The organism is Vibrio sp. Vb0667, assembly GCF_033391095.1.
Genome location: NZ_JAWPOL010000001.1, coordinates 392,639 through 417,894 on the forward strand (window position 1 = coordinate 392,639; position 25,256 = coordinate 417,894).

A 25,256-nucleotide genomic window follows, 5' to 3' on the forward strand; every position below is an offset into this window, starting at 1 on the left:
AGAACGTGAACATGGACTTTAATCTCGCCCTAAAACTCTACACCGCAGAGCAAGTAAAAAACGGTGAAACGCTGGCTGCGCAAATGGCTGGTGTTTCTATGTATAGCTTAATGGAACGCGCTGGTATGGCCGTGTATGAGCGCTTTTTACATCTGTATCCTAAATCAAAAAATATCTTAGTGATTTGCGGTAAAGGGAATAACGGTGGCGATGGTTACGTATTTGCATCTCTTGCGAAACAAGCTCAACTCAATGTACATGTTTTCCAAATTGGTGATGTATCTGCGCTAAAAGGTGATGCTTTGCGCGCATACCAAGATTGGCAGTCAATCGACGGTGTTAACAATGATTGGGATGAATGGAATACCGCATTGTTAGAGGCAGATGTGATCATTGATGCCATGTTAGGTACTGGTTTAAGCGGTGAGGTTCGTTCGGAGTATCGTCGCTATATTGACCAAATTAATCAAATTCATACCCCTGTGATTGCAGTCGACGTTCCTTCTGGTCTGTGTGCTAATACAGGTGCAGTTTTAGGTGATGCTATTCGTGCCGAGCATACAGTAACCTTCATTGGGGTTAAGCAAGGCTTATGCACTGGACAAGCGAGAGATCGCGTTGGCGAGCTCTACTTTTGTGGTTTAGGCGTCAATACTAAGTTTGATACTATCGAAGTAGAAAGTGCATTAGGTATTGATCATCAGGTTGTTTCAAGATTAATGCCCAAGCCAAATCCAACGGTCCATAAAGGTGACAACGGGAAGTTGCTTTGTGTTGGTGGCAACCAAGGGATGTCTGGGGCGATTCGTTTATGTTCCTCCGCAGCGATTAGAACCGGAGCGGGTTTAACTGCCGCAATTACTCACACGAGTAGCCTTATTCCACTGCAGGTTGGTTGCCCAGAAGTAATGAGCCAGAGCATCACCACTGACTTGCTCAGGGATACTGAGAACGACTTAACTAAACGCATACGCTGGGCTGACGTATTAGTGTTTGGTCCTGGCTTTGGAGATGATGAGTGGGCTTATCAAGCCTATCAATATCTGGCTCAAGAGCAGAAACCTAAAGTTGTTGATGCTGATGGCCTCAATATTCTAGCGATGCTGAGCCAGCGATGCGATGGCACTCTAGTGTGCGACAACCATCGAGTGATCACGCCGCATCCTGGAGAGGCAGCTCGACTACTAAATGTAACCATTCAACAAATAGAAAGTGACCGATACTCTGCTGCAAGACAACTGCAAGAGCGTTATGGCGGTGTAGTGGTTTTAAAAGGCGCGGGGACGCTTATTTACGATGGAACGAGAATGTACGTCTGTCTAGCGGGTAACGCCGGAATGGCGACGGGGGGAATGGGAGATGTGTTATCTGGAGTCATTGGTGCATTACTAGCCAAAGGTTTACCAATTTCTGTTGCCGCACGTTTAGGTGTGGTACTTCACAGTCATGCTGCTGATATAAACGTGAGTCAGAATGGTCAAATTGGTCTTTTGGCAAGTGATGTCGTTAGCACTCTTCGTACCGCTATCACCCAAGAGCTCTATCGAAATTAATTAGATTTCATGCATTGCTGAGAAAATTGGTCGATTTTTTTGAGTACTTTTTTACGAATTAGCAGGGCATCTTAGTATTAGGTGATTGAGTTTTAGGCAGATTTGAGAGGTGATGCGTTTTAATTTTTAAGATATGACGCAAAGGTTTGCGCAATGGGTTAACTTAAGTGCTTTCTCAAGTTGTTGATAGTTATAAATAATAAGAGGTTTTGGTGACTTGGGGAGCGTTTTTGATATGCGATTTTCAAGATGGTATCACAAAAAAAATTCAAATATCAGACTTGTAGGAAATAAATCACAGCCTATAATGCTGAAAACCGGAGCGTCTGCCAACGCTCCGGTTTTTTTGTGTCCGAAGAACAGTGAACTCGTCTGCCAACGAAATCACTACGCACTCTGAAATGACACATATACATATGAATCAAGGAATTACACAATGCGTATCGAACAAGAACTTAAGTTAGGTTTTAAAGATGTACTGTTTCGCCCGAAACGTTCTACCCTTAAGAGCCGTTCTCAAGTAAATTTAACCCGCGATTTTACATTCAAGCATAGTGGTCGTCAATGGTCTGGTGTGCCAGTAATCGCAGCAAACATGGATTCGGTTGGTAGCTTTGCAATGGCTAAAGCTCTAGCTGAGCATGGTGTAATGACCGCTGTTCACAAACATTACACGGTAGAAGATTGGGCTGAGTTTGCTAAATCAGCAGATAAAGTAACCATGAATAACGTTATGGTGTCTACTGGGACATCTGACGCAGACTTCCAAAAAACCAAAGACATCATGGCACTTTCAGATGAATTTATTTTCATTTGTATCGACATTGCAAATGGTTACTCAGAGCATTTGGTCGAGTATGTTGAACGCGTGCGAGCAGAGTTCCCAGACAAGGTCATTTCTGCAGGCAACGTGGTTACTGGTGATATGTGTGAAGAGCTAATCCTAGCTGGTGCAGACATCGTTAAAGTGGGTATCGGCCCAGGCTCTGTATGTACAACTCGTGTAAAAACGGGGGTTGGTTACCCGCAGCTTTCTGCAATCATCGAGTGTGGTGATGCAGCGCACGGCCTTGGTGGCATGATCGTCGGTGACGGTGGCTGTTCTTGCGCGGGTGACGTAGCGAAAGCATTCGGTGGTGGCGCGGATTTCGTAATGCTAGGTGGGATGCTAGCGGGTCACGAAGAGTCAGGCGGCGAAGTGATCGAGAAAGACGGCGAGAAGTTCATGAAATTCTATGGCATGTCGTCGAAGAGCGCGATGGACAAGCACTCAGGTGGTGTCGCTGGCTACCGTGCGGCCGAAGGTAAAACCGTATTATTGCCATACCGTGGTAGCGTTCACGGCACTATTCAAGACATCCTTGGCGGCGTTCGCTCAACATGTACATACGTGGGTGCAGCAAAGCTTAAAGAGCTAACCAAGCGTACTACATTCATCCGCGTTCAAGAACAAGAGAACAACGTGTTCGGTAAAGAGTAAATCGACTGAATGTAACAAGTGTAAAAGCAACCATACGTTATATCTATAGCAGATAAAACTATACTATATGCAGCTATGAGCCAGAGTGAGATTGATTTCTTACTCTGGCTTTTTGCTTCTCATTTGTTTGCGCTTCAAAATTAACTCTAAGCGATTTTAATAGTTGGTCGAGATTCGACTTGTTCAAACGGTAATGATGTTGTAACTGGCATGAGCTGTAAAACGCTTGAAATCTGACAGTCTCTATTTAACCCAATATAGTCTTTGACATTAGCGACTCGCCAAGTCATGTCTCCGTAAGTACGCAGATAGAACGCGGGTGATTGATGACTGTTATGTCTAATAACGCTCCATTGGGTAATATCACTAAAAAAGACTTCAGGGTTATCGGATGTCTCAAACTCATTCGCCATGATGCCCAAAGGTATATCAACGCGATTAAGTAGCTTTTGTCCGAGTGAGAAGGCTTCGTCGAAGTTAGTTGGTTGTTCGCTTAACTGCTTAATTGCATAGGTTTGTACAAATCGAGACGGCGGTGTTGGGTCGGCGGGTAGACCCATCAAGCCAGCGCCATTGATTGATTGAAGTGGGCCAGGCACTTGGACATGACGTTGCATGGTTGCTTCATTGTTCGGTTCTGGGTTGTAGTTGCGCAAATTGGAAAAATAAGAGAGGTGATTGACATGCCAATGGTAATTTGGGCAGTTAGTCATTACTCCAACGTAGGAGTGGTCCACAACCACTTTATAATCATCAAAGTCGTATTCGGTACATTGATAGCGTGCTTGCTGATTTTCCTCTTTGCTGAACATATCGCTTTCTTTGAATGCTCGATAGATATGCATATTACCGTTAAGAAACTCAATGACGGCACTGTCATTATTTGCATCGTGAATCACGAAATGCTGGTCCAAAGCCATGTTGTCACTCTCTGTTTCACCAGTTGAAATAGTCGAGTTAAACACGTAAACGGGGTGGGTGGTGAAGTAGGTCACCATCTCGTCCACAGTATTAAACGTAGACAAGATAAAAGTACCAAACAGGCCGCTGCCTAATGCAAAGGCATCATCAGGGATGTGAGAGGTCGATACATTTTGATTGAGAATGGGCAAGTACAGTGACCCAACAGAAAGGCCAGATTCATTAATGCCATCAGCTGTTAAAAGAGGGTTATTATACCGGGTAATGGCATTGCAGTGTATGAAGCTCAACTCTCCCTGCCAATTTGCTCGAAACTCACATTCTTTACTGTGACGTTTTGGCGGCTGACCATTGAAAACACGGTCGGCTTTTCCGTCGGAAGTAAAGGTCGTAATTTGGTAAGTTTGTTGGGCTCTAAACCAAATCTCGGTCTGAAGGTTAACTGCAAACTCCATGGTTCTAGCGGATAAGGTTTGGTTGTTGCAACCATAATTGATATTAACATCTGTACACATAGCCATGCTTTCCGTTGTTTATCTTGAATGATGAATATCCAAGAAACCCTCTGAATCAAATGCTTAGAGATTACGTGGATATAGATGAATTGCGCTTTAGTAATGGTTTTAGCCATTGAGATAAGCGCATGCTATTAAGTTAAGCATTCAATCAAAAAACGTCAGTAGCAGTTTAGTATCAGTTGATAGAGTTAAAATAAAAAGTGATGTATTAAGTAAAACTCTTTGATCTTAGAAATTAATAATATATTTATTTTTTCAATCTTGGTTACTCTAGATTTAAAGTTTATTTTAAAAGTGATTTGTATTTATTCGATTATCTTGCAGTGGTGATATAAAGTGAGAACATAAAGTTAACAATTTCAGATTGTGATTGAAAATGGGGAGAGTCTTCAATCCAAATACCGAGAAATGAAACTGCCCGAGAAGTTGTGCAACTGTCTCGGGCGAAGTGATGAATCAGGTGAGCAGCTATAAAGTTTTCTCACAAGAACCGCTAAGTGGTGGAGATATTTTTAAATTATCATTAAAGATTTCTACAACGACGGGGCCTTTATTTTCATCTTTTGCATAGTATGCACAGGACTTGTCCCCAGTATAGGTTTTACCTGCCTTTTTGAAACTGTAATACCAGGAGTCATGGGTAGCGGCACCGGATTCAAAACTAGCAGATTCAGATTGTTCGCCAATATTCAAGTCGAAATGAACCTCCATTTCCGGAGAGTCTTTAAATCTCACATATCCGGTGATTTTATCGTTGGAGTTATTTTTAACGTAAAATGAACCCTTAGTTGTCATAATTTTTCCTCTTTTTTAATTTCTATACGTGATAGAACGGCCAAATGACGTTCTGTTAATATATGCTTTTTAAGATGCATATTGATGTTAAATGATGGTCTTATTAGTTCTAAGGTGATTAAACTTATCCTTAGCGTATTTTTCTTTTATACCGATTAAGTCGCGGTAGCTTCGATCAAAATAAACGCTTGTCGGAATTGCCGGATCTTTAAAGCTGATGAAGGCACCATAGGTTCCCGGTATATCAGCTTCTCTGGCTTTATCAATCCAGTCCATGGCTCTGTTTACATCAACAAGTACTGGGTTATTTTGTAGTTCTAGTTTTTGCTTTATCTCTTCATTCCACCAGGTTTGGTATTGGACTGTATATTGACACTGGCGGTAGGGGAAAGATATGTCTTCAAGGTCGTCTGAGTGATGATAAAAACCGCCAGTGATCGCCCCTAAGGTTACGTAACTAAATAGCCCTTGATCGCGGTTTTCTGGCTTTATCAAAGGTGAAGTTAAGCTTTGCAAAAGTGCAGTATAGCCTTCTGGTTTAAGACCTCGCTCTGACACCAATCGCGAAGTGATTTTGTGAGGTGCTGGGGCGTCATAATCGGGAGGGAAAGGAGAACCGTTTTGACACAAAGAATCGCGCCCCCATGTGCTCATCAGGGAGTGATCGTATTTCTTCCCGTCAAAGTCAGTGCCATGTGCTTCATAGACTTGAACTAAATCAGGGAAGCAAGCGCCAAATTGAACGGCTATAAATTGGTGAAGATCTTGTTCTGTTCCTTCCCAGTAGCCATACATGGTGCAGTGATGGCTGATGGTTTCAATATCACAGTGGTTAGATGATTCAGGCAGAGCATCAATTTGCAAGTTGGTGCCAAGAAGTTTAGGCGTATCGAGGCTTTTTATAGCCTGCTCCCAATTTTTTAGCACATCTATGGTAGGGTGCGTTGGTATTGGCTGAAGCATACCGTTGATTTTTGGATAGAGGTTCCACTGAAGCTCGAAGCGGTGGATCTCTTTGGGTAAAGGGAATGTTTTTACGCGTAGCTCGGTAACAATGCCATAGCTCATGCCTCCGCCGCCTCTTAGTGCCCAAAATAGGTGAGGGTTGGACTCTGCTGAGACTTCTGTGATCGTACCATCACCCAATACCACGGTTGCACTCACTAGGTGCTCACAACACATGCCGTATTTTCGCGTCCAAGGGCCCCATCCTCCGCCTTGAATATAGCCAGTCAACCCAACTGTGGCACAGGTTCCATGTGCAATCATTCGATCATGCTCTGCAAGTTTTGGTGTCAGTTGATAGAAGCGATAGCCAGCACCAATGGTGGCAATATTGTCACACAATTGGAAGGTCTTAATTCTGCTCACGTCAATCAAAATGACGTTGTCACCACTGCATTCACCTGCGTGATCATGCCCTCCTGAGCGAACACGAATCGGGAGATTGAATTGAGTTGCTGTTAGATAGGCTTGCTGAACTTCTTGCGTACTTTCGCACATGACAATGACAAAGGGTTGGTGTTGATAGCGAGTATTGAAGATGAGTGACTCGACTTGATATTGGTTCAAACCGGGAACCGGTGAAACCGTGTTTTCAAGAGGTGTCAGTAATCGTTCTTTAGGAAAACCGCACTTATCCATTTTCTGAATAAACAGTTTGGCATTATTGACTGAGATTGAGTACGCGCTAAGTACAGCGAGGCGTTGTATTTGAGGGTTAGGGTGCTGTTCTACCACTTGGTTTTCTTTAGTTCCCTGCATCCATTCATGTTCCATTATTTTTTCCATTTGGCTTATGTATTGAATAGTTGTTCAAATATTAAACCAAATGCATACATTCACCATATCAGTTTGGTATCAGTTGTTCTGTACAAATCGCCAAAAGCATCAGCGAGAGAGCAACAATATCTGGTTGATGAAAAGAACGATCGGCATCTGCGTGACCGTGGATAATTTATGTAGTCAAGTAGATCTGAGCCTAAATTGATACTGAACCAGAATGACGTGCTATCTACATTGAATGGGTCACTAACGACAATAAATTCAGTTGGAGAACACAATGAAAATGGACTCAAAAGAATCACAAGCAATTTTTACTGCTCATTATCAAATTGGTAACGGCTTACCTGGAGGAGTGAGCTTCGATGTTAATCTACTCGTGGCCAGCGAAGACAAATCAATAGTGGGTAAAGGACATATCTTTCAGGCCGTTAACCCACCGTTAAATGTGGTGTCTGATCTCAATGGTAGTTTCAACTATCAATGCACGATGCGTGATTGTCATATCATGGTGACGTTGCAGGGCTACCAGCCTTATCTAGGCATTGCTCCTTTAGGAGCTGATCTTCATAACGTAACGCTCAACCTCCTACTTAATGATGATTGGAAGTCAGGCGTGGCATTCTATCGATATAAAAATAGTTCAGGTAAATGGATTGAAGCAGCAAATCAACGCGTTACTCTACTTTTGCCTGAGCATGTTCCTAGCATCGAGAACTTTAAGGTGGAGCAAAATGATCTTGCGCCAGCATAAATCTCATCAGCGATGACACTGTGCCAAAACACAGATATTCGATGGTTTCGAATATCTGTGTTTGACGAGGTAAATCGAGTAAACACGATGACTTGACGGTGCAATTAATCGACTTTCTTCGTTTATTGAATATTTCATGGTTGAGTAGATGTGGAGAGCCAATGGTCGAGCTCATCAACACTTATTTGAGCCTGATTCAGTTGATGCTTACGCGCGGCCTGATTGAAGTTTAACAACTCAGAGACGGAGCTGGACTGGTCGAGTAAGGCAAGCATCAGATTCGCTTGTTCAATATAAAAATCACCCCATGGATGCGGATCTTCTTGGGTGAAGTTAGACAGCTTATCGCGATATTTTCGAAGTAGCGTAGGCTGCTTATACTGCCACGCTACTTGGATTCCTTGTTGGTAAAAGCGTAAATAGTTATGACCAACACAGGTAGATTCTAGCCAAGCCTCACCAGTGCGCAAAGCGGAGAGGGCCGTTGATTCATCGCCACAAATAAGTGCCTTGGTAGATACGAGCCAAGGACCAATAAAATTGTGTAGCTTATTGATATGAACAAGATCTAGAGCCGTGTCGATGTCCGAAAGGGCTTTCTCCTCTTTTCCCTGATACCAGTGCAATCTTGCACTGGACTCCAAAAGAAAAGCGACAAATCGATGAGCATTAAGCTGTTTTGAAAGTTGTAGAGCGGTCGAGATTTCGTTTTCAGCTTGCACCAAGACATTACGGTCGAGAAAGATCCATGCAGCCGTAAGCCTAGAAACAATTTCTGCTCGGCGGTTTGCCGTGAGATAGGCAAGATTCGAGGCATGCTGAGCCTGTTTTAGTGCTTCGTCAGATTGCAGTTGATAGATCATCACTGTTGCCAGCATGTAGCGATTAGCAGTTTCAATCGAAAGCAACTGATGCTCTTCACACAGTTGCAAACACTCGGTTAAGTGCTCGTATGAGCGAGCCATTTTTCCTTGTGCGTAGGCACAATCACCGAGGCCGCCAAGCGATTTTGCTTTCGCGCGAAAACAGTTTGCTCGTTGACTGTAATCTAATGCAAGTAAATGTTCTTTCTCACATTCGTCTAGCTGCCCAGTGGGGAACAGCATATTACCTCTCATCGAGTGAATTTCACACAAAGATTTATTTAACGTCAGCTTTTCGCACAGGGCTTGGGCTTGGTCTAAAATCGACATCGCTTGTACAAAGTTGTCGGTTAAACGGTAGGGGTTAATGAGGTCTAAATAGTATTGAACACGTTCAGAATCATTTTCTGTGTGATGAATCGCTTGCTCAAGAACCTCAATACTCTCTTTGATGCGTCCCATCGAATACAGGCAGTTTCCTTTCATATTTAGTGCATACGCCATCTGTGCTTTAGGTGACTCTTTAATAGCGTATTCAATAAGAGTCAGTGCTTTTTCAAATTGATAATTGCTCAGGTAATGTTTGGCGGTCTGGTCAAGAACAGTAAATACACCTTCGCCCTTGGCATGATTGATATGGACTGCATATAAGAACCGATCTCGGTTCTCATACCATTTTGCGCAGGCCATGTGTATTTTTGAACACTGTGACTTGTCTATTTGACGGAAAACAGCATTACAAATCAAATCATGATGGAAAAGGTATTGATCGCCATTGAGTTTTACTAAGCCAGCGTCGACTAACTTATCTGGTACGTAGCCGGGAATTCGAGTGATTTCACGCAGTTGCTCCAGTTGAAAGTACTGCCCCAACACAGATGCAGTACAGAGTGCTTGGCGATCTTGGGCTGGAAGTTGAGCTAATTGTATCGAAACTAAATGTTCCAATGACTCCGGAACGTCTTTATCAAACTGAGAACAAAGTAGTGTTTGGCGCAAGTATAGAGGATGGCCTTTCGCAAGCTTTATACAGTCATTGATATGTTTATTCTGTTGGCATGTGATTGAGCAAGCTAACTCGTAAGACTCTTCAGATGATAACTCCCTAAGTTCGATTAGATTCACGTTGGCAAACCAAGATTGTTTGGAACTAAGTCGTTTTTGCTGCCTAAACGTCAGAAAGAGTAAAATATTGGTGTTTGTAATATAAGGTAGCAGTGTCTCAAGAAATGCCAACATTACCTCGTCGGCCCAATGGACATCTTCAACAATAATCAAATGCGGTTTGCTGGTCTGCCGTTGTTGAATTAAGAAAGGGATAGATTGCTCTATCGTTTGTTTCAGCGTTTGGAACTCCATTAAGTTCAGCAGCTGTTTTTCTGATTCGTTGAGTGTTACCCCCATTAACCAATAAAGGCAGAGATGGAAAGAAGAGGGAATTGATGACTCGACAGTCTGCTGACGAATAGAATCATCGGTATCTTCACGAGTAAATGAACAAATTGCCCGAGTGAATATATTTTGAGGGGACAAGAGATCAGCACTGCCATGATTCAGGATTTGAATCTCTGTGGTTAAACACGAAGAACGACTCAAAGACGAAATGACCTGGTTGAGTAGGCTGGTCTTTCCTATCCCTGCGGTACCAGTAATACAATACGTTTGGCCTGCTTCTTGTTTTTGCCATCGCTTGATTCCGCTATTCAATGTTTCTAGTTCAAGTTTACGCCCTACGAAACAGTCAGTATGGTTTTGGTGTAAGGATACAAAATGCCAGTTGTTGAAGTCTGGCTCTCCTGTTAGAAAAGGTTTTATTGGTCTGGCACAATTGGACGAGATAAAGCAAGGACAAGCAGCTATTTCTCCCCAAGGGATTTTAACTAGGATTTCATTGATTGGGGTTATCGCATTTGGATGTTCCGATAGCTCAGTGATTCGATGCATGTATTTCACATTGATAAAAGACCGAATCGAAGCCGAAAGAGCAACCTTTAATTGAAGGGCTAGTTGTCGAATTCGCTCAAAAATATATTCGTCCGATTCCTGTAAAGACCAAGTAAGAACAAACGTTCGGTTTTGTATTATGGGTGTAGTGTTTTGGCTGAGAAGTAAGGTTTGCAGAGCCTTTGCGGTCAAATCACACTTTGCTTCGATTGCAAAAATAAAAAAATATGGTGGTGATGAAGATACATTTGTAAATAATGGTTCTGAGGCCCGATCTATTAAAAGGTCCTCTACGGGGACAGAAAAGTATTCCGCGAGATTGGATGCGGTACGATACAGCACATTCGCCCCAGACTCTGCTCGCTTTATAGAAGCAATAGATACGACAAAACCCTGTTGAAAGCATTCTTCCGCCAGTTTTTCTTGGCTCAGTCCTAATTTCTTTCTCAGTTCTTTGAGTCGTAATACGTTGAGTGGAATTCTTCCATCCCTATTTGCCATATTTCACTCCGTTGTAACGTATAGCTTTTCCCAGTAAACCTGAATCGATTGGATATGTTGAGTGAATAAATTTATCTTATTTCACCACATATATAATACTAGTAGTTAAAATGTTATATACGAAAATGAAATGGGCATTTTAATCTTCAAACCACCTTAATTCATTGTTATATTAGTGGTGTTTTTTTATTAATAATTTTGATATTTATTTTTGTGAGTTCATGTTTTTCTTAATAAGTTTTTTGAAATATCTTTAAACTTATATCTTTTAAAAGATTGCACACCTTAAACTTATATTGGACTTCATTAAACTTTAAAAATTAAATTCTTTAATTTTAGAGATATAAATTGACAATCTTATTTTTAGTGTTTTTTTTGATCTCTATTCTGGCTAACTGATTTTTTCTAGTCTATAAATCAAATATCGGCAATTTCAAAATAACTGCCGAAAAAATTATTTTAATTTCAATATTATAAATAGTTGGCTTTATACTATGGATATTGGCTTTTTCTGCCTGTTAAAAGGCTTTCATATTACACCACACTTGAGTGCCGCGCTTACCTCTATTAAGGAGACTGCGTGGCTGCCATATGTCAAACGATCTTGCCATCGAGGGGATTGGCAAGCGCTTGCTTTAGAAGAATCACATCGAAAGGCCTATTACCCTAACTATTTACTACTCTCTGAATTTACAGGATTAGAACTGTTTTTATCTCAATTTTTCTGCCCAATTTTGTCAGTACGGTTTATGAAGTTAGAGCCGGGAGCTGAGATATTGTAACGCGGACCTCTGGCATATGTTTTTCTCAAGTACAGGTGTGTTACATCATTAACTACTGCTACAGCGGCAAGTGAGGTTCATGAATTATGCAAAAAGGCTCATCTATAGAATTCTACCAGCAACGTCCTCAATCTCGTGAGACGGTCGGTGTTGAAGAAGTGCAGCAACAAACTCAACAGTTTGGTTTTGCTGAACCCGAAATGGATGAGCTGCTTAAGTACTCATTACGGACTCAACTTGAGGCTATGCTCCCAAACCAACTCAGCACGGCTGAACGCCAACGGCAACTGAAAGAGAGTTTCGCTGCGGCAGTTGAGCTCGTATTGAAGGAGACGAAAGTTGAGCACCGAACACTGGTGCAAGCCTTTCAGAGCATGTATGGCAACGCTTGCCAATCTCTTTCTCTGGCTAAACTCACTCAAGAGGAACTGACCCGACAGTACATTTCCACGTCTGGGCTGGTGATGTCCCCACTTAACTGTAAACACACCATCAAAGATGTGTACCGAATTAAAGGCTTTGCGTGTGGTATAAACAAAGCTATCCAACATATGCTTGCCAACAAGTCACAGGTTAAAGTGCTTTATCCAGCTTGCGGCCCCTTTGCACCATTGCTGCTGCCTTTACTTGCTCACTACAAACAAAGTGATCGAATTAGCGCAGAGCAGCTTCAGGTGACACTAGTAGATATTCACCCCGGAGCCATTAAAGCACTCAATCAATTGATCGCGGATCTCGATATCGCAGACTACATTGAAGCCTTAGTGGAAGAAGATGCTACCCAATTTTCGCCAACTCAAACGTTTGATCTCCTGATACTTGAAGCGATGCAGCATGGCTTTAGTCGGGAAGGGTTCCTCAGCATCGCGAAACATTTGGTTCAATATTTACATATTCAAGGCGAAATGATCCCCAATCAGGTATCTGTGCGCGCCATGATGGTCATCGGGGAGACGGAATTTAATCAACAATGGGAAAAAGCAGAGTATGCACATTCCAACCATTGCCAGCCGGAAGCGATCGATGATCGAATTGATCTGGGAGAAATTCTTAACGTCAATAAAGCCATGTTGCTCAGAAGCGAGATTTTTGAGCTAGATGGTGGAATAAAAATGCTGCAAGGCAACACCATTGAGCTGCCGAAAGATGTGCCAGATATGGCAAAACGTATCCTCGCCATTTACAGCCATATCGATACTTACGGAGATGCGATGGTCGGACAATACGACTCTGGTATTACCCATCCTAAACCCGACATGACTTTTTATGTGGATGCCAAGCCCAAAGCTGTTGAACACCATTACTTTGAAGCGAAGGGAGGGGATAAGGTCAGTTTCTATTATCAGTTAACCGGATTGCCAGGTTTTGTCGCCACCCATGGATGATTTCGATATGCAGCAAAAATACGTCGTTTTTACAGGAAGTTGTTACGCCTTGCCCATCATTCAGTTGTTGGCACAACAGCATAAATTGGCGGGCGTGGTAGTACCGGAAGGAGAACTAAATCCTGACTTACAGCAGCTACAGAGCTATCTGAGCGCTCAATCGATTCATATTGCTCAGTATACCGCCAATGACAGCAGTGCTTTGATAGCGCAACTCGATGTTTGGCGAGTCACGGATGGCGTTATCTATTTGTTCAGGCACATAGTTCATTCCTCGCTGTGTCAGTTTTTCAACGGAAACTTGTACAACATTCATCCGGGAAAGCTGCCCGAGTATCGAGGCCCGATGCCTCTCTATTGGCAATTAAGAGAGGGTTTAGACACCTTTAGCCTCACCCTGCATCGTCTTGAGGCATCGGCTGATTCCGGCGCTATAGGAATGGAGTTAGAGGTACCATTTCACCCGTTTGAGACCTTAACCAGTGCTCAGCAAAAAGCGTCACAAATGACGGCTAAGCTGATGTATGACTTCCTCATCGCGCAACAAAAGCAAGGGCTGGTTTGGCGTGAACAAGTATCAAACCCCAACGAAGTGGCACGAGCAGTAAACCAACATGATCTGCACCTTCGTTGGAACGTGCAAACGAGTCGCGAAATCGTCAACTTAGTGCGAGCAGGCAATCATGACTTCGGTGGTGCGATGTTGAGCTTGCCAAGTGGTGTCGCCAATGTTTTGCAAGCAAGCGCAATGGAGACTTCTTTAGTCGGTGTAGAGGCGGGGAGAATTCTCGAGATCAGCCCACAACATGGGTTACAAGTGAAAACGTTAGATAGCGCCATATCAATAGATGTTATTGCTACACCGCAAGGCGTGTTTTCGGGTTATCGCTATGCGCAAATGGCTGGGCTAGATGCTGGGATGTCATTGCTCCAGCACGCTTCTGCTTGTGAGTAAATAAATATCTCAATACGGCTCTTTGCGGCAGTGATGAAGCCCGTAACGGTATTTAGTAATGCGAGATTGGAAAGTTTTAACCAACCACACCAATTTCGTTATGGGCTGGTTTTAACTTAAGTGTATACGTTGAAAGGAAGAACAGTATGGCTACAGAACCGTATCTTGGGACACTAACCGCATTTGGTGGCAATTTTGCAATTAGAAATTGGGCAATGTGCTCGGGGCAAATGCAGGCAATTGAAGATAATCCAGCGCTCTTCTCTCTAGTTAGCACTCTATACGGAGGTGACGCCCGAACTACCTTTGGTTTACCTGATTTGCGTGGCCGCAGTCCAGTTGGTGTAGGCACACGACCTGGGGGGATGGATTATCATCAGGGAGAAAGATTGGGTACTGAACTGGTAACTATTGATATAACTCAAATGCCAGCACACTTACATACGGCAATTTTTACCCCTCTTGGCACTTCTGCACCTGTAACAGGCAGGATGCAGGTTGCTACCAATGCTGCAAATACACAGGTACCCGATAGTAATTCGTATATAGCGCAAAACTCTACCCCCGGGTTCTATAAACCGACGTTTCAGCAACCAGATTTGACCGAGATCGAAGGCTTAAGTGTGTCTGGTAGTGGCTCGGGCGGAGGTACTGTAACTGTGACTGAAACAGGCGGTTCAATGCCACTTAATATTCTGAGCCCGGTATTGCCGATTAATTGGTTAATTGCCACTGCGGGAGTATACCCACCGCACAGCTAATCAACCAAGAAAGAATTGGCTGAATCTTTAGCTAATCCTTTCCTATAAAAAAATTAAATATTTAAGTTGATTATGATAACCCGGCCATGTTGATAAGGCCGTCATCTTCAGGAGAGGAAAATGAGATTACATCGTCAGGTTGCGATCGCAATTACAACAGCATGGGTGTTCTCAGCGTTTTTTTCCGGTGGAGCCTGGGCTGCACAGCAAACGATTAACTACTCTAATGGTTCAGGTTCCAATTTTAGTGAGGTGGAGACCGGCGTCACAGGGGGTATGCCCTCAGTCACTCTTACCAATGCAGGTACTGTATCTATGGTATTAGATGCGGGCACTAGCTCGGATGGCACTCCGTTTACTGGCCTAAATGACCTCGGATTTGTAGCTGGTGTTCTTTACTCAAATACCATGATTAATGAGTTCAACAATCGTGGCTTCCGCTTTTTTGAGAAATCAAGTACTAATTTCAGTTTCGACGAAATTACCTATATGCAGGGGTCGGCCCGAGACTCAGATAAAACGTATCAACTTGTGTTAACTGGCTTCTCTAATGATATTCAAACAGTGACCGAAACTGTCACCTTGCCAAAAGGTGGTGAAGCAAACTCAGGGTTACAGGACTTGTTTACCCTGACCCGTGGTACAGATTTTAATGATTCGGCATGGCAGGACGTTGATACAGTGACTATGGCGTTTACCCGAAGTCCGGGTGCTGACTCTCGTTATCTTATCAGAAGTATCAAGATTGATGACGCTGCGGTTTCAGACTCTACCGCGCCTACTTTTGTCAGTGCGAGCTCAACTCCCACTGATGATGCAACCAATGTTTCTGTTAGCAACAACATCGAGATTGCCTTCGATGAAAATATTGAGCTGAAGAGCGGCAATATTACCATTCGTAATGTTACCGACAGTCGCGACTTTGAAGTATTTAATGTTGCCACCGAAAGCGATGGCACAACAACATCACCAGGCGCTGGTCGCATCAGTGTTACCAACAATAAAGTTTACTTAAACCCAACCAGTGATCTGGCAGGGAACCGGACCTACGCCATTCATATTGAATCCAGTGCCGTGGCTGACAGCGCAAATAATAGCTTCGCTGGGATCAGCGATGATGCCACATTTAACTTTACTACGGTCGATACCACGCCAAATGCGCCATCTACACCCGATTTAGATGCTAGTTCGGATACCGGATCATTAAATACTGATAATATTACCAGTGACACTACTCCAACGTTTAGTGGGATTTCCGAGAGTGGATCGATCGTTACTTTATACAGTGATCAAGTCGGTGGAGGTGCAACGGTTATTGGCACAGGCACTGCTACTGGAGGAAACTGGCAGATAACAACCAATGAGTTGGCGTCTGGCATTACACATGCAATAAGTGCTAAAGCGTCTGATAGCGATGATAATGTTAGCTCGGCATCCAACGCGTTAAGTGTCACCATTGATACAATAGCACCATCCGCAGTGAGCATTACTACGCCGATTGAGGCTGACAGTATCGTCAACGCTGCAGAAGACAACGATGTGTTGATCGCTGGCTCCGGCGCGGAAGCAGGCAACAGCGTGACCGTGACTATCACAGACAATAACAGCTCTGTCAGTCGTACGGTGACGGCCGACAACTCAGGCAACTGGACGCTGAGCGGCAGCGAGCTGGATGTCAGTGGCCTGAACAATGGCACCCTGACGGTGTCTGCAACCCAAGCAGATATAGCAGGTAATATCTCCACCGCAGCTAGCCAGAGTGTTACCCTAGACAATGCAGCCCCATCAGCAGTGACCATCACCACGCCGATTGAAACCGATGGTATTGTCAATGCGGCAGAAGACAACGACGTACTGATTGCTGGCTCCGGCGCGGAAGTAGGCAACAGCGTGACCGTGACTATCACGGACAATAACAGTTCTGTCAGCCGTACGGTGACGGCCGATAACTCAGGCAACTGGACGTTGAGCGGCAGTGAGCTTGATGTAGGTGCGTTTAACAACGGTACCCTGACGGTGTCTGCAACCCAAGCAGATATAGCAGGTAATACTTCTACCGCAGCCACCCAGAGTATTACTCTGGACAATGCAGACCCATCTGCTGTAATCATCAATACGCCGATTGAAACTGATGGGATCGTCAATGCGGCAGAAGACAACGACGTACTGATCGCTGGCTTCAGTGCGGAAGCAGGCAATAGCGTGACCGTGACTATCACGGACAATAACAGCTCTGTCAGCCGTACGGTGACGGCCGACAACTCAGGCAGCTGGACGTTGAGCGGCAGTGAGCTTGATGTCAGTGGCCTGAACAACGGCACACTCATAGTTGCTGTGACGCAATCGGATACGGCGGGTAATACCTCCAGAGTGACCACCCAGAGCATTACCTTAGATAACGCCGCACCATCAGCTGTGACCATCACTACACCGATTGAAACCGATGGTATTGTTAATGCAGTGGAAGATAACGATGTGTTGATTGCTGGCTCCGGCGCGGAAGCAGGCAACAGCGTGACCGTGACTATCACGGATAACAACAGCTCTGTCAGTCGTACGGTGACGACCGACAACTCAGGCAACTGGACGTTGAGCGGCAGCGAGCTGGATATCAGTGGCTTGAGCAATGGCACCCTGACTGTGTCTGCAACCCAAGCTGATATAGCAGGTAATATCTCCACCGTAGCCACCCAGAGCGTAACCCTAGATAACGCAGCGCCATCCGCTGTTACCATTTCCACGCCGATTGCAATCGACGGTATCGTCAATGCGGCAGAAGACAATGATGTGCTGATTGCTGGCTCCGGCGCGGAGGCTGGCAATAGTGTGACCGTGACCATCACGGACAATAACAACTCAGTCAGTCGTACGGTGACGGCCGACAATACCGGGGCTTGGACGACTATTGGCAGTGAGTTTGATGTAAGTGCGTTTAACAACGGCACCCTGACGGTCGCGGCGAGCCAGAGCGATGCGGCGGGCAACACCTCCAGTATAGATAGCACAACAATTACGTTAGATAACGTGAGGCCAACTGTTTCTTTGAGCAGCTCAGACCTTGATTTGATCTCTGGCGAAACGGCGAGTATCACGTTCACCTTAAGTGAGTCCTCAAGTGACTTTACTGAGTCAGATGTCACCGTCACTGGCGGCAGTTTGTCTAACTTTGCGGGCAGCGGTGACAATTACACGGCCACCTTTACGCCGGATAGAGACAGTACAAGTACAGCGACGATTAACGTGGCGGCAGATTTCTTTACTGATGCTGCCGGGAATAGCAACACTGCTGCGCCTCAACTGTCTATAACCGTTGATAGTTTAGTGCCGAGTGTGACTATCTCCAGTGATAAATTGGCGCTGAAAGCGGACGAAACGGCGACCATTACCTTTACCTTAAGTGAAGCGTCGAGCGATTTTACCGAGGCGGATATCACGGTTAGTGGCGGTACTTTGTCTGGTTTTGCTGGCAGTGGTAGCAGCTACACTGCGACCTTTACACCAACGGAAGAGAGTGCGACGAGCGGTACTATTGAAGTTGCCACAGGCACATTTACCGATGCCTCTGGTAACACCAATAGTGCAGCTACACCACTTTCCATCAGCGTCGATACTGTGCTTCCAACCGTTAGTATCACTAGCTCCAGCGCTGCGTTGAAAGCGGGTGAAACGGCAACACTCACGTTTACCTTGAGTGAAGCCGCAACTGATTTTTCCGAAGCCGATGTGACCGTGGCTGGAGGAACTCTTTCTAACTTTGCGGGCAGTAGCGCCAGTTACACGGCTACCTTTACACCTGCAGAAGAAAGCACTGAGGATGCAACTATTGATGTTGCAGCCGAGAAATTTAGCGACGCAGCTGGCAACCTCAATACAGCAGCGACTCAGTTGTTGATCTCAGTGGATACGGGGATCCCGACTGGACATAGCATCAGCATTGATCAGGAGAGCATTAACAAAACCAACGAACAGGCGATGAGCTTTACCTTCGCAGCAGCTGAAGTGAACGCGATGTTCACTTATCGCGTGACTGACGGTACCACGACCATTGACGGCGCTAGTCAAACAATTTCTTCGGAGACCATGCAAGTAACGGGCATTGACGTCACTATTTTGCAAGAGGGGACGTTGACAGTAAGCGTGGTGGTAACCGATGCCGCAGGCAACGCATCTGATGCAGTGACGGATACTGTGACCAAACGCTACGATGTCGCGCCAACGGTAGTTGATGATAGCTTCTCGACTGAGGAAGATACGGCGAAACAATTTAATCTGTTAGCCAACGATTCCGATGTTAATGATGACATGGTCGCTTCTTCTGCAACGATTAAAACGCAACCAATTAAAGGTCAGGTGTCGATCAGCAACGGCGTTGTTACCTATACGCCAAATAGTAATGAGACAGGCACAGATAGCTTTACCTATACCGTGAAAGATGCCCTGCTGCAGGAGTCACAAGACGCGACAGTGACCGTCATTATCATGGCTATAAATGATGCGCCAGTCGCTAAAGCGCTGACCATCAACACCGACGAAGATACCGCAAGCGCAGCAGTCAGCGCGCGTAGTCAAGCGGAGGATGTTGAAGATGGCATCCCAACGGGTGATTTATCGTTAGTTAGTTTGCCTCAAAAAGGACAAGTAGCCGTTGATCAAACTGTAGGCACTTTTGTATATACGCCGAATCCGAATGAAAATGGTAGCGATAGCTTTACTTACACGATCGCAGACAGTGAAGGCGGCGTTTCTCTTGCGGCCATGGTCAGCGTCAATATCGGTTCCGTCAATGACTCACCAGTAGCGGAGGAAGACAGTTTTACTTTTGATGAAGATATCACATCGACACTCGATATTTTAAGTAACGACAGTGATATTGAAGATGGGTCATTCACCCCGAGTAGTATTACCCTGCAAGATCTTGGTCAAGGAGAGGGGGTATACAGTTTTGCCACGGTCAGTGTCAATGTCGATGGGACCTTAAAGATTGTGCCAACAGCGAACGTTAATGGTCAACATAGCTTTACCTATATGCTAACCGATAGTGGTCAAGCAGCCTCAATGCCCGCAACCGTCACGCTCAATATTACGCCAGTGAATGATGCCCCCGTTGCTGTTGATAACAGTGCACAACTACTAGAGGGAGGCTCCTTCGAGGTCAATGTATTAGGCAATGATAGTGATGCCGATGTTGGAGACAGTTTTGAACTCACTAGTGTCACAGTCGTCGATACGCCAGCACATGGCAGTGTGAACGTGACGGCGTCAGGAGCGATTGTTTACAACCCCAATGAGAACTACTTCGGTGAAGATAGCTTCACCTATACGGTGGCAGACTTAGCAGGTGCTGTATCTAACGCCGCAACAGTGACCATGACAGTAACACCAGTCAACGACGCACCAATGGCGCAAGCACAGTCACAAACGCTTGATGAAGACAATAGTTTGGTGATCACGCTGGTTGGTTCAGATATTGATAACGATGATGACACTCTGCAGTATCTTATCACTGAGCAAGTCAGTCATGGCGTGCTAGAGCAGTTGACCAATAATAGTTGGCGCTATACACCAGAAGCGGACTTCAATGGCTCCGACTTCTTCTTGTTCAAGGTCAACGACGGTGATCTCGACTCGACAGAGGTTCGTGTCGATTTGACGGTTAATGCAGTCAACGATACACCAACCGCGACCGGTGTCAGTGCTACGGGAGACGAAGAAATACCGCTGACCATTACTTTAAATGGTAACGATGCAGAAGGCTCATCTTTGAGCTATCAAATTGTAAAATCGCCAGTCAACGGTAATGTTACCGTCACAGGCAATCACGCGGTTTATACGGGTAACAGTAACTTCTTTGGTCAGGACAGTTTCACTTACAGCGTAAGTGACGGAGAGCTTACCTCAGGAGTGGCGTTAGTGACCATCACGCTGAATAACGTTAATGACTCGCCAGTGATTACGGGTACCCCATCGGCGCAAGTTGATGAAGATAGTGTGTATCAGTTCGTGCCCGCGGCATTGGACAATGACCCAGCGGATACTCTGACCTACTTGATAGCTAACAAGCCACCTTGGGCTACATTTGACAAGACAACAGGAGCGCTTTCTGGCACGCCAAGTAACCGTTATGTGGGGACTTATCCAGGTATCGTGATTAGCGTATCCGATGGCACTATTTCTTCCTCATTGTCAGCTTTTTCGATTACTGTGAATAACGTTAACGATGCACCCGTTATCTCTGGTTCACCAGCAACACAAGTGAATGAAGACAGCACCTATCTGTTCACGCCACAAGTGTCAGATGTTGACAGCCAAGCCTTCACCTTCAGTATCGTGAACAAGCCATCTTGGGCTAGCTTTGATGCATCAACAGGCACGCTTAGTGGTACACCAGATAATGGTGATGTTGGCAAGTATCAGGGCATTGTTATCTCGGTTTCTGATGGTCTCACGACCACAATGCTCAATAGATTCAGTATTGTGGTTAACAATGTCAATGACGCGCCAGTGATCAGTGGCACTCCTGCTCTTACCGTCAACGAAGGCAGTCCGTACCGCTTTGCGCTGCAGGCATCGGATGTTGATAGTAGTAGCTTGAGCTTTTCAATCCGCAATAAACCATCATGGGCAACCTTTGATAGAGCAACTGGGTTGCTAAGTGGTACGCCGGAAAATGAGCATGTTGGCAGCACCAATAATATTGTTATTAGTGTCTCAGACGGTGAGCTAAGCACATCTTTAGCAGCGTTTAGCATCACGGTAATCAACGTTAATGATGAGCCAGTGGCGGTTAATGATACCTATGTCTTTACCGAGAGTAACGATGGTAGCTACTTATTGGATGTACTCAGCAACGACAGCGATGTTGATCTAGATACATTACAACTGGAATGGGTTAAACCTACATCTGGAACGGCAACGATTGTGGGCAGTCAAATCCAATTGGTAACGACCTCAATTGGTACAGTGGCAGTGCAATACAGTGTGAAGGATGGTAACGGTGGAAAGGCCACCGCGAAAGCAATCGTGACAATTAAAAGTGCGAAATTGGACGCACCAACAATAGCCGCACCTTCAGATATCGAAGTGAACGCAACTTCGCTCTTTACTAAAGTTGCATTAGGCTCTGCTGTGGCACGAGATAGTACAGGCAAGCTATTACCTGTTTCATTGGTCGACAGCACGACCTTTTTCCGACCTGGAACTAATACGGTCTATTGGCGCACTCAAGACTCTGATGGAAACGTCGCTGAAGCTAGTCAAACGGTAACAGTGTATCCACTGATAAGTATCTCCAAAGATGCGCAAACCACGGAAGGCACCAATCATAGCGTATCGATACACCTTAACGGTCCTTCGCCGAGCTACCCAGTAATCATACCTTATACGGTTTCAGGAAGCACGGACAGTGATGACCACACGCTCACCTCTGGTGAAGTGGTGATACCTAGTGGTACCGAAGGCAAACTTTCGTTCGAACTACTTAATGATGGACAAAATGAGGGCGTTGAAACCTTAGTGATTGATCTGGACAGCACCCTTAATCTAGGTAGTAAGCGTCGTTACACCTTGACAATCTTTGAAGAGAATGTGGCTCCGAAGGTCACGGTAAGTGTATCTCAGGCGGGGGAGCAGCGGAGCCAAATTGAAAATGGTGTTGAACCGGTCACAATCACGAGCAGTGTTAGTGATGCCAATATGTCCGATATACACAGTTTCAGATGGAGTAGTGATAGCGATGTACTTAACCAAGCGATTGCGGGGCAGATGTACAGCGAAACATTGACTTTCTCTCCGCAATTACTGAGTTCAGCGATTTACAATTTGCAATTGACAGTTACTGACAATGGCACTCCACCATTATCAGTGACACGGAATGTCTATTTAGAAGTGGTACAAACATTGGCGGAGCTCGGGAGTGAAGACAGTGATGGCGACTTAATCCCGGATGATCAAGAAGGTCATAATGATAGTGATGGTGATGGTATTCCTGATTATCTTGATGCAATTTCTGACTGTAACGTAATTCAACAGGTTGTGTCAGAAAAAGATCGCTTCCTCATTGAGGGGCAGCCAGGTGCCTGTTTACGCAAAGGAATAACCATTCTGACTAACGCAACAGGAGGAGCTTTATTGCTGGATGAGGAGCTTCCTAAAGATATCAATATGAAGAGCATAGGGGGAATCTTTGATTTTGTAGTAACTAATTTGCCGCTGCCCGGCCAAAGCTATCAATTAGTTTTGCCTCAGCGTTTACCTGTTCCAGCAAATGCAGTGTACCGAAAGTATAACGCTGAACAGGGGTGGATAGACTTTATTGAGGATGCTCAAAACACGGTTTCTTCTAGTGCTGGCGAGGCTGGTTATTGTCCGCCACCAGGGCACAGTTCATGGTCACAGGGTCTGACTGAAGGTGACTGGTGTGTACAACTTACCATTGAAGACGGTGGTCCGAACGATGATGACGGATTGGCTAATGGCAGTGTCGTTGACCCTGGCGTCGTTGCCGCTCGTGTAAGCAATAATACACTCCCTCAAGCGATTGACGACAATGCGTTTGTTAGTCTCAATGGTACGGTGACGATCGATGTATTGAGCAATGATGCTGATGCTGATGGTGATGGGCTGAAGGTAAGTCGCGCTTCTGTAGATATTGGTAGTGTTAGTGTGGTTGATAACAAACTAAGTTATGTCACTCAACCACAGTACTACGGGGAGGCTTTGATCACTTATAGCGTAACGGATGGTAATGGTGGAACGGGATCGGCGAAGGTGACGGTAAATGTGGTAAACAGTCAGAATCCGAATGCGGTGGACGATAATATTACCACCGATGATCGTACCCCTGTCACGGTTTATGTCCTTGCTAACGATACCGATCCGGATAACGACACATTGAAGTTGGTTTCAGTCCAAGCTCAGTATGGGCAGGCGGTCATGAATGCAGATCAGAGCGTGACCTATACCCCTACCTCAGGGTTTGAAGGCAATGATGTGTTGACATATATCATTCAGGATAGCCAAGGCCTGCAAGACGCGGGGAAAGTTATAGTGACCGTTAAGTTGGTAAGAGATGTAAAGGTTGAAAATACTTCAGCAGGATCATTGGGTGGCATGGTGTTGATGCTTTTGATTTTGTTAGGAGCCATGCAACGTTATGGAAGAAACAGTGCTCTAGCACTAATTGCTGTGTTTAGTTTTAGTAGTCAAGCGGGCTGGTATGTTGATGTTCAAATGGGGTCAAGCCATGCAGATGAGCGTGATGCTGTTAAAGGTGATAACGTAATCTCTACTGACAACACCGGGTTCTATCGCTCTGTCGGGTTGGGATATACTTTTTCTGATCAATGGTCTGGAACTATTCGTTATATTGATATGGGTGAAGGTAGTGCTACATTGCGTAGTGCTACTACTTCACCAGAAGACTATCACGCCAATGTCGCATCTATAGCCCCACTCCTTGTTAAGGGCATGGGCTTCGACATCGGTTATAAGTTCTGGCAATACAATTCATGGTCCGCAAAACTGAGTTTGGGGGGCTTGTTCTGGGATACCGATATTGAAAGTACGTATCAAGGCAGCAAGATAACGACGGAAGTGGATGGTTTTGATGGATATATTGGTGCAGAAGTTGGCTACAACCTCTCAGATAATTGGGAGATCGGTATCCAAGGCGCTCGTTATTTTTTACATGAAAATGATGTTGATATAATTGCGGTACAACTTCGTTATTTTTTTTGAGCCGTTAACAGCGTATTAACCTAGGGTTTGGTATTTTTCGATAATTTGTATCCTAAGCGATCATGAAGCGATATGGTAAATTACTGGAGATTAATGTCGTGATTGTGATCTTTATTATATAGGTCAATAGTCTATAACAAATCCTTAATTACCTTGAAGTCTTTTCTTCTTTAACATCTAGCGAAAGATAGTGTTTTGATAGAGTGTTAAACAGAACTTACGGTTCGATATTAGAAAAATAAGGTTCATTGAATGCTCGATGTGAACTTAACTTAAAAGAAGATGATTTACGCAATAGGGTTGTTGGTAGTGCTGCAAATGTCAGCGTGATACGTCGCTTTACTTGAACCTAGTGCGTCTACAGTCGAAGAAATATAGTGTTGGGGCTGAAGCCAAACCAAGCGGGTTAGAGCGACACAATTCGTAGTGAACTCTTATTTGGTTGAAAAGCGTTCCAAGTTCGCAGTTGCCCCTGACTCTGTTGGTGATAACAAGACGATAAATTGATATTGAGCAAAACGATAATT

The 25,256-nt window shown here is 44.7% G+C and carries 11 protein-coding genes; 7 read left to right on the forward strand and 4 right to left on the reverse strand.

Annotated elements, in window-relative coordinates; translation table 11 throughout:
- Positions 1-11 precede the first annotated feature (11 nt).
- Together R8269_RS01850 and R8269_RS01855 are read left to right on the forward strand one after the other, a co-directional pair.
- A complete protein-coding gene (locus R8269_RS01850; protein WP_225474088.1) occupies positions 12-1,553 on the forward strand; it encodes an NAD(P)H-hydrate dehydratase in 1,542 nt (513 codons plus the stop codon).
- Positions 1,554-1,989: 436 nt separating this feature from the next.
- The gene (locus R8269_RS01855; protein WP_005373458.1) at positions 1,990-3,033 is read left to right on the forward strand and encodes a GMP reductase; all 1,044 of its coding nucleotides are present in this window, start codon (positions 1,990-1,992) and stop codon (positions 3,031-3,033) included.
- A gap of 146 nt (positions 3,034-3,179) precedes the next feature.
- On the opposite strand, the gene R8269_RS01860 is transcribed toward R8269_RS01855, so the two are convergent.
- The 3 genes from R8269_RS01860 to R8269_RS01870 all read right to left on the reverse strand — a co-directional run bounded on the left by R8269_RS01860 (position 3,180) and on the right by R8269_RS01870 (position 7,046).
- Positions 3,180-4,469: a linear amide C-N hydrolase gene (locus R8269_RS01860; protein WP_017635214.1), complete on the reverse strand. Its 1,290-nt coding sequence runs from the start codon at positions 4,467-4,469 to the stop codon at positions 3,180-3,182.
- Between the two features lie 471 nt (positions 4,470-4,940).
- On the reverse strand, positions 4,941-5,267 hold the full coding sequence (locus R8269_RS01865; RefSeq protein WP_005373454.1) for a hypothetical protein: 327 nt from the start codon (positions 5,265-5,267) through the stop codon (positions 4,941-4,943).
- Between the two features lie 87 nt (positions 5,268-5,354).
- Positions 5,355-7,046 (reverse strand): FAD-binding oxidoreductase, encoded by a 1,692-nt coding sequence (locus R8269_RS01870; RefSeq protein WP_005373452.1) that lies wholly within the window; start codon positions 7,044-7,046, stop codon positions 5,355-5,357.
- Positions 7,047-7,329: 283 nt separating this feature from the next.
- Between R8269_RS01870 and R8269_RS01875 the strand changes: the two genes are divergently transcribed.
- The gene (locus tag R8269_RS01875) at positions 7,330-7,803 is read left to right on the forward strand and encodes a DUF1842 domain-containing protein (RefSeq protein WP_005373450.1); all 474 of its coding nucleotides are present in this window, start codon (positions 7,330-7,332) and stop codon (positions 7,801-7,803) included.
- A gap of 134 nt (positions 7,804-7,937) precedes the next feature.
- On the opposite strand, the gene R8269_RS01880 is transcribed toward R8269_RS01875, so the two are convergent.
- Positions 7,938-11,111: an AAA family ATPase gene (locus tag R8269_RS01880; protein WP_017819913.1), complete on the reverse strand. Its 3,174-nt coding sequence runs from the start codon at positions 11,109-11,111 to the stop codon at positions 7,938-7,940.
- Between the two features lie 868 nt (positions 11,112-11,979).
- Here R8269_RS01880 and R8269_RS01885 point away from each other — a divergent pair.
- From R8269_RS01885 to R8269_RS01900, 4 genes are all read left to right on the forward strand, one after another.
- Complete coding sequence (locus R8269_RS01885; RefSeq protein WP_085569137.1) at positions 11,980-13,278, forward strand: hypothetical protein; 1,299 nt, start codon at positions 11,980-11,982, stop codon at positions 13,276-13,278.
- Positions 13,279-13,285: 7 nt separating this feature from the next.
- The gene (locus R8269_RS01890; protein WP_224721233.1) at positions 13,286-14,233 is read left to right on the forward strand and encodes a formyltransferase family protein; all 948 of its coding nucleotides are present in this window, start codon (positions 13,286-13,288) and stop codon (positions 14,231-14,233) included.
- Positions 14,234-14,379: 146 nt separating this feature from the next.
- Complete coding sequence (locus R8269_RS01895; RefSeq protein WP_005373442.1) at positions 14,380-14,994, forward strand: phage tail protein; 615 nt, start codon at positions 14,380-14,382, stop codon at positions 14,992-14,994.
- Positions 14,995-15,114: 120 nt separating this feature from the next.
- Positions 15,115-24,729, forward strand: coding sequence for an Ig-like domain-containing protein (locus tag R8269_RS01900; protein ID WP_318222436.1), 9,615 nt, complete (start codon positions 15,115-15,117; stop codon positions 24,727-24,729).
- The last annotated feature ends 527 nt before the right edge of the window (positions 24,730-25,256 follow it).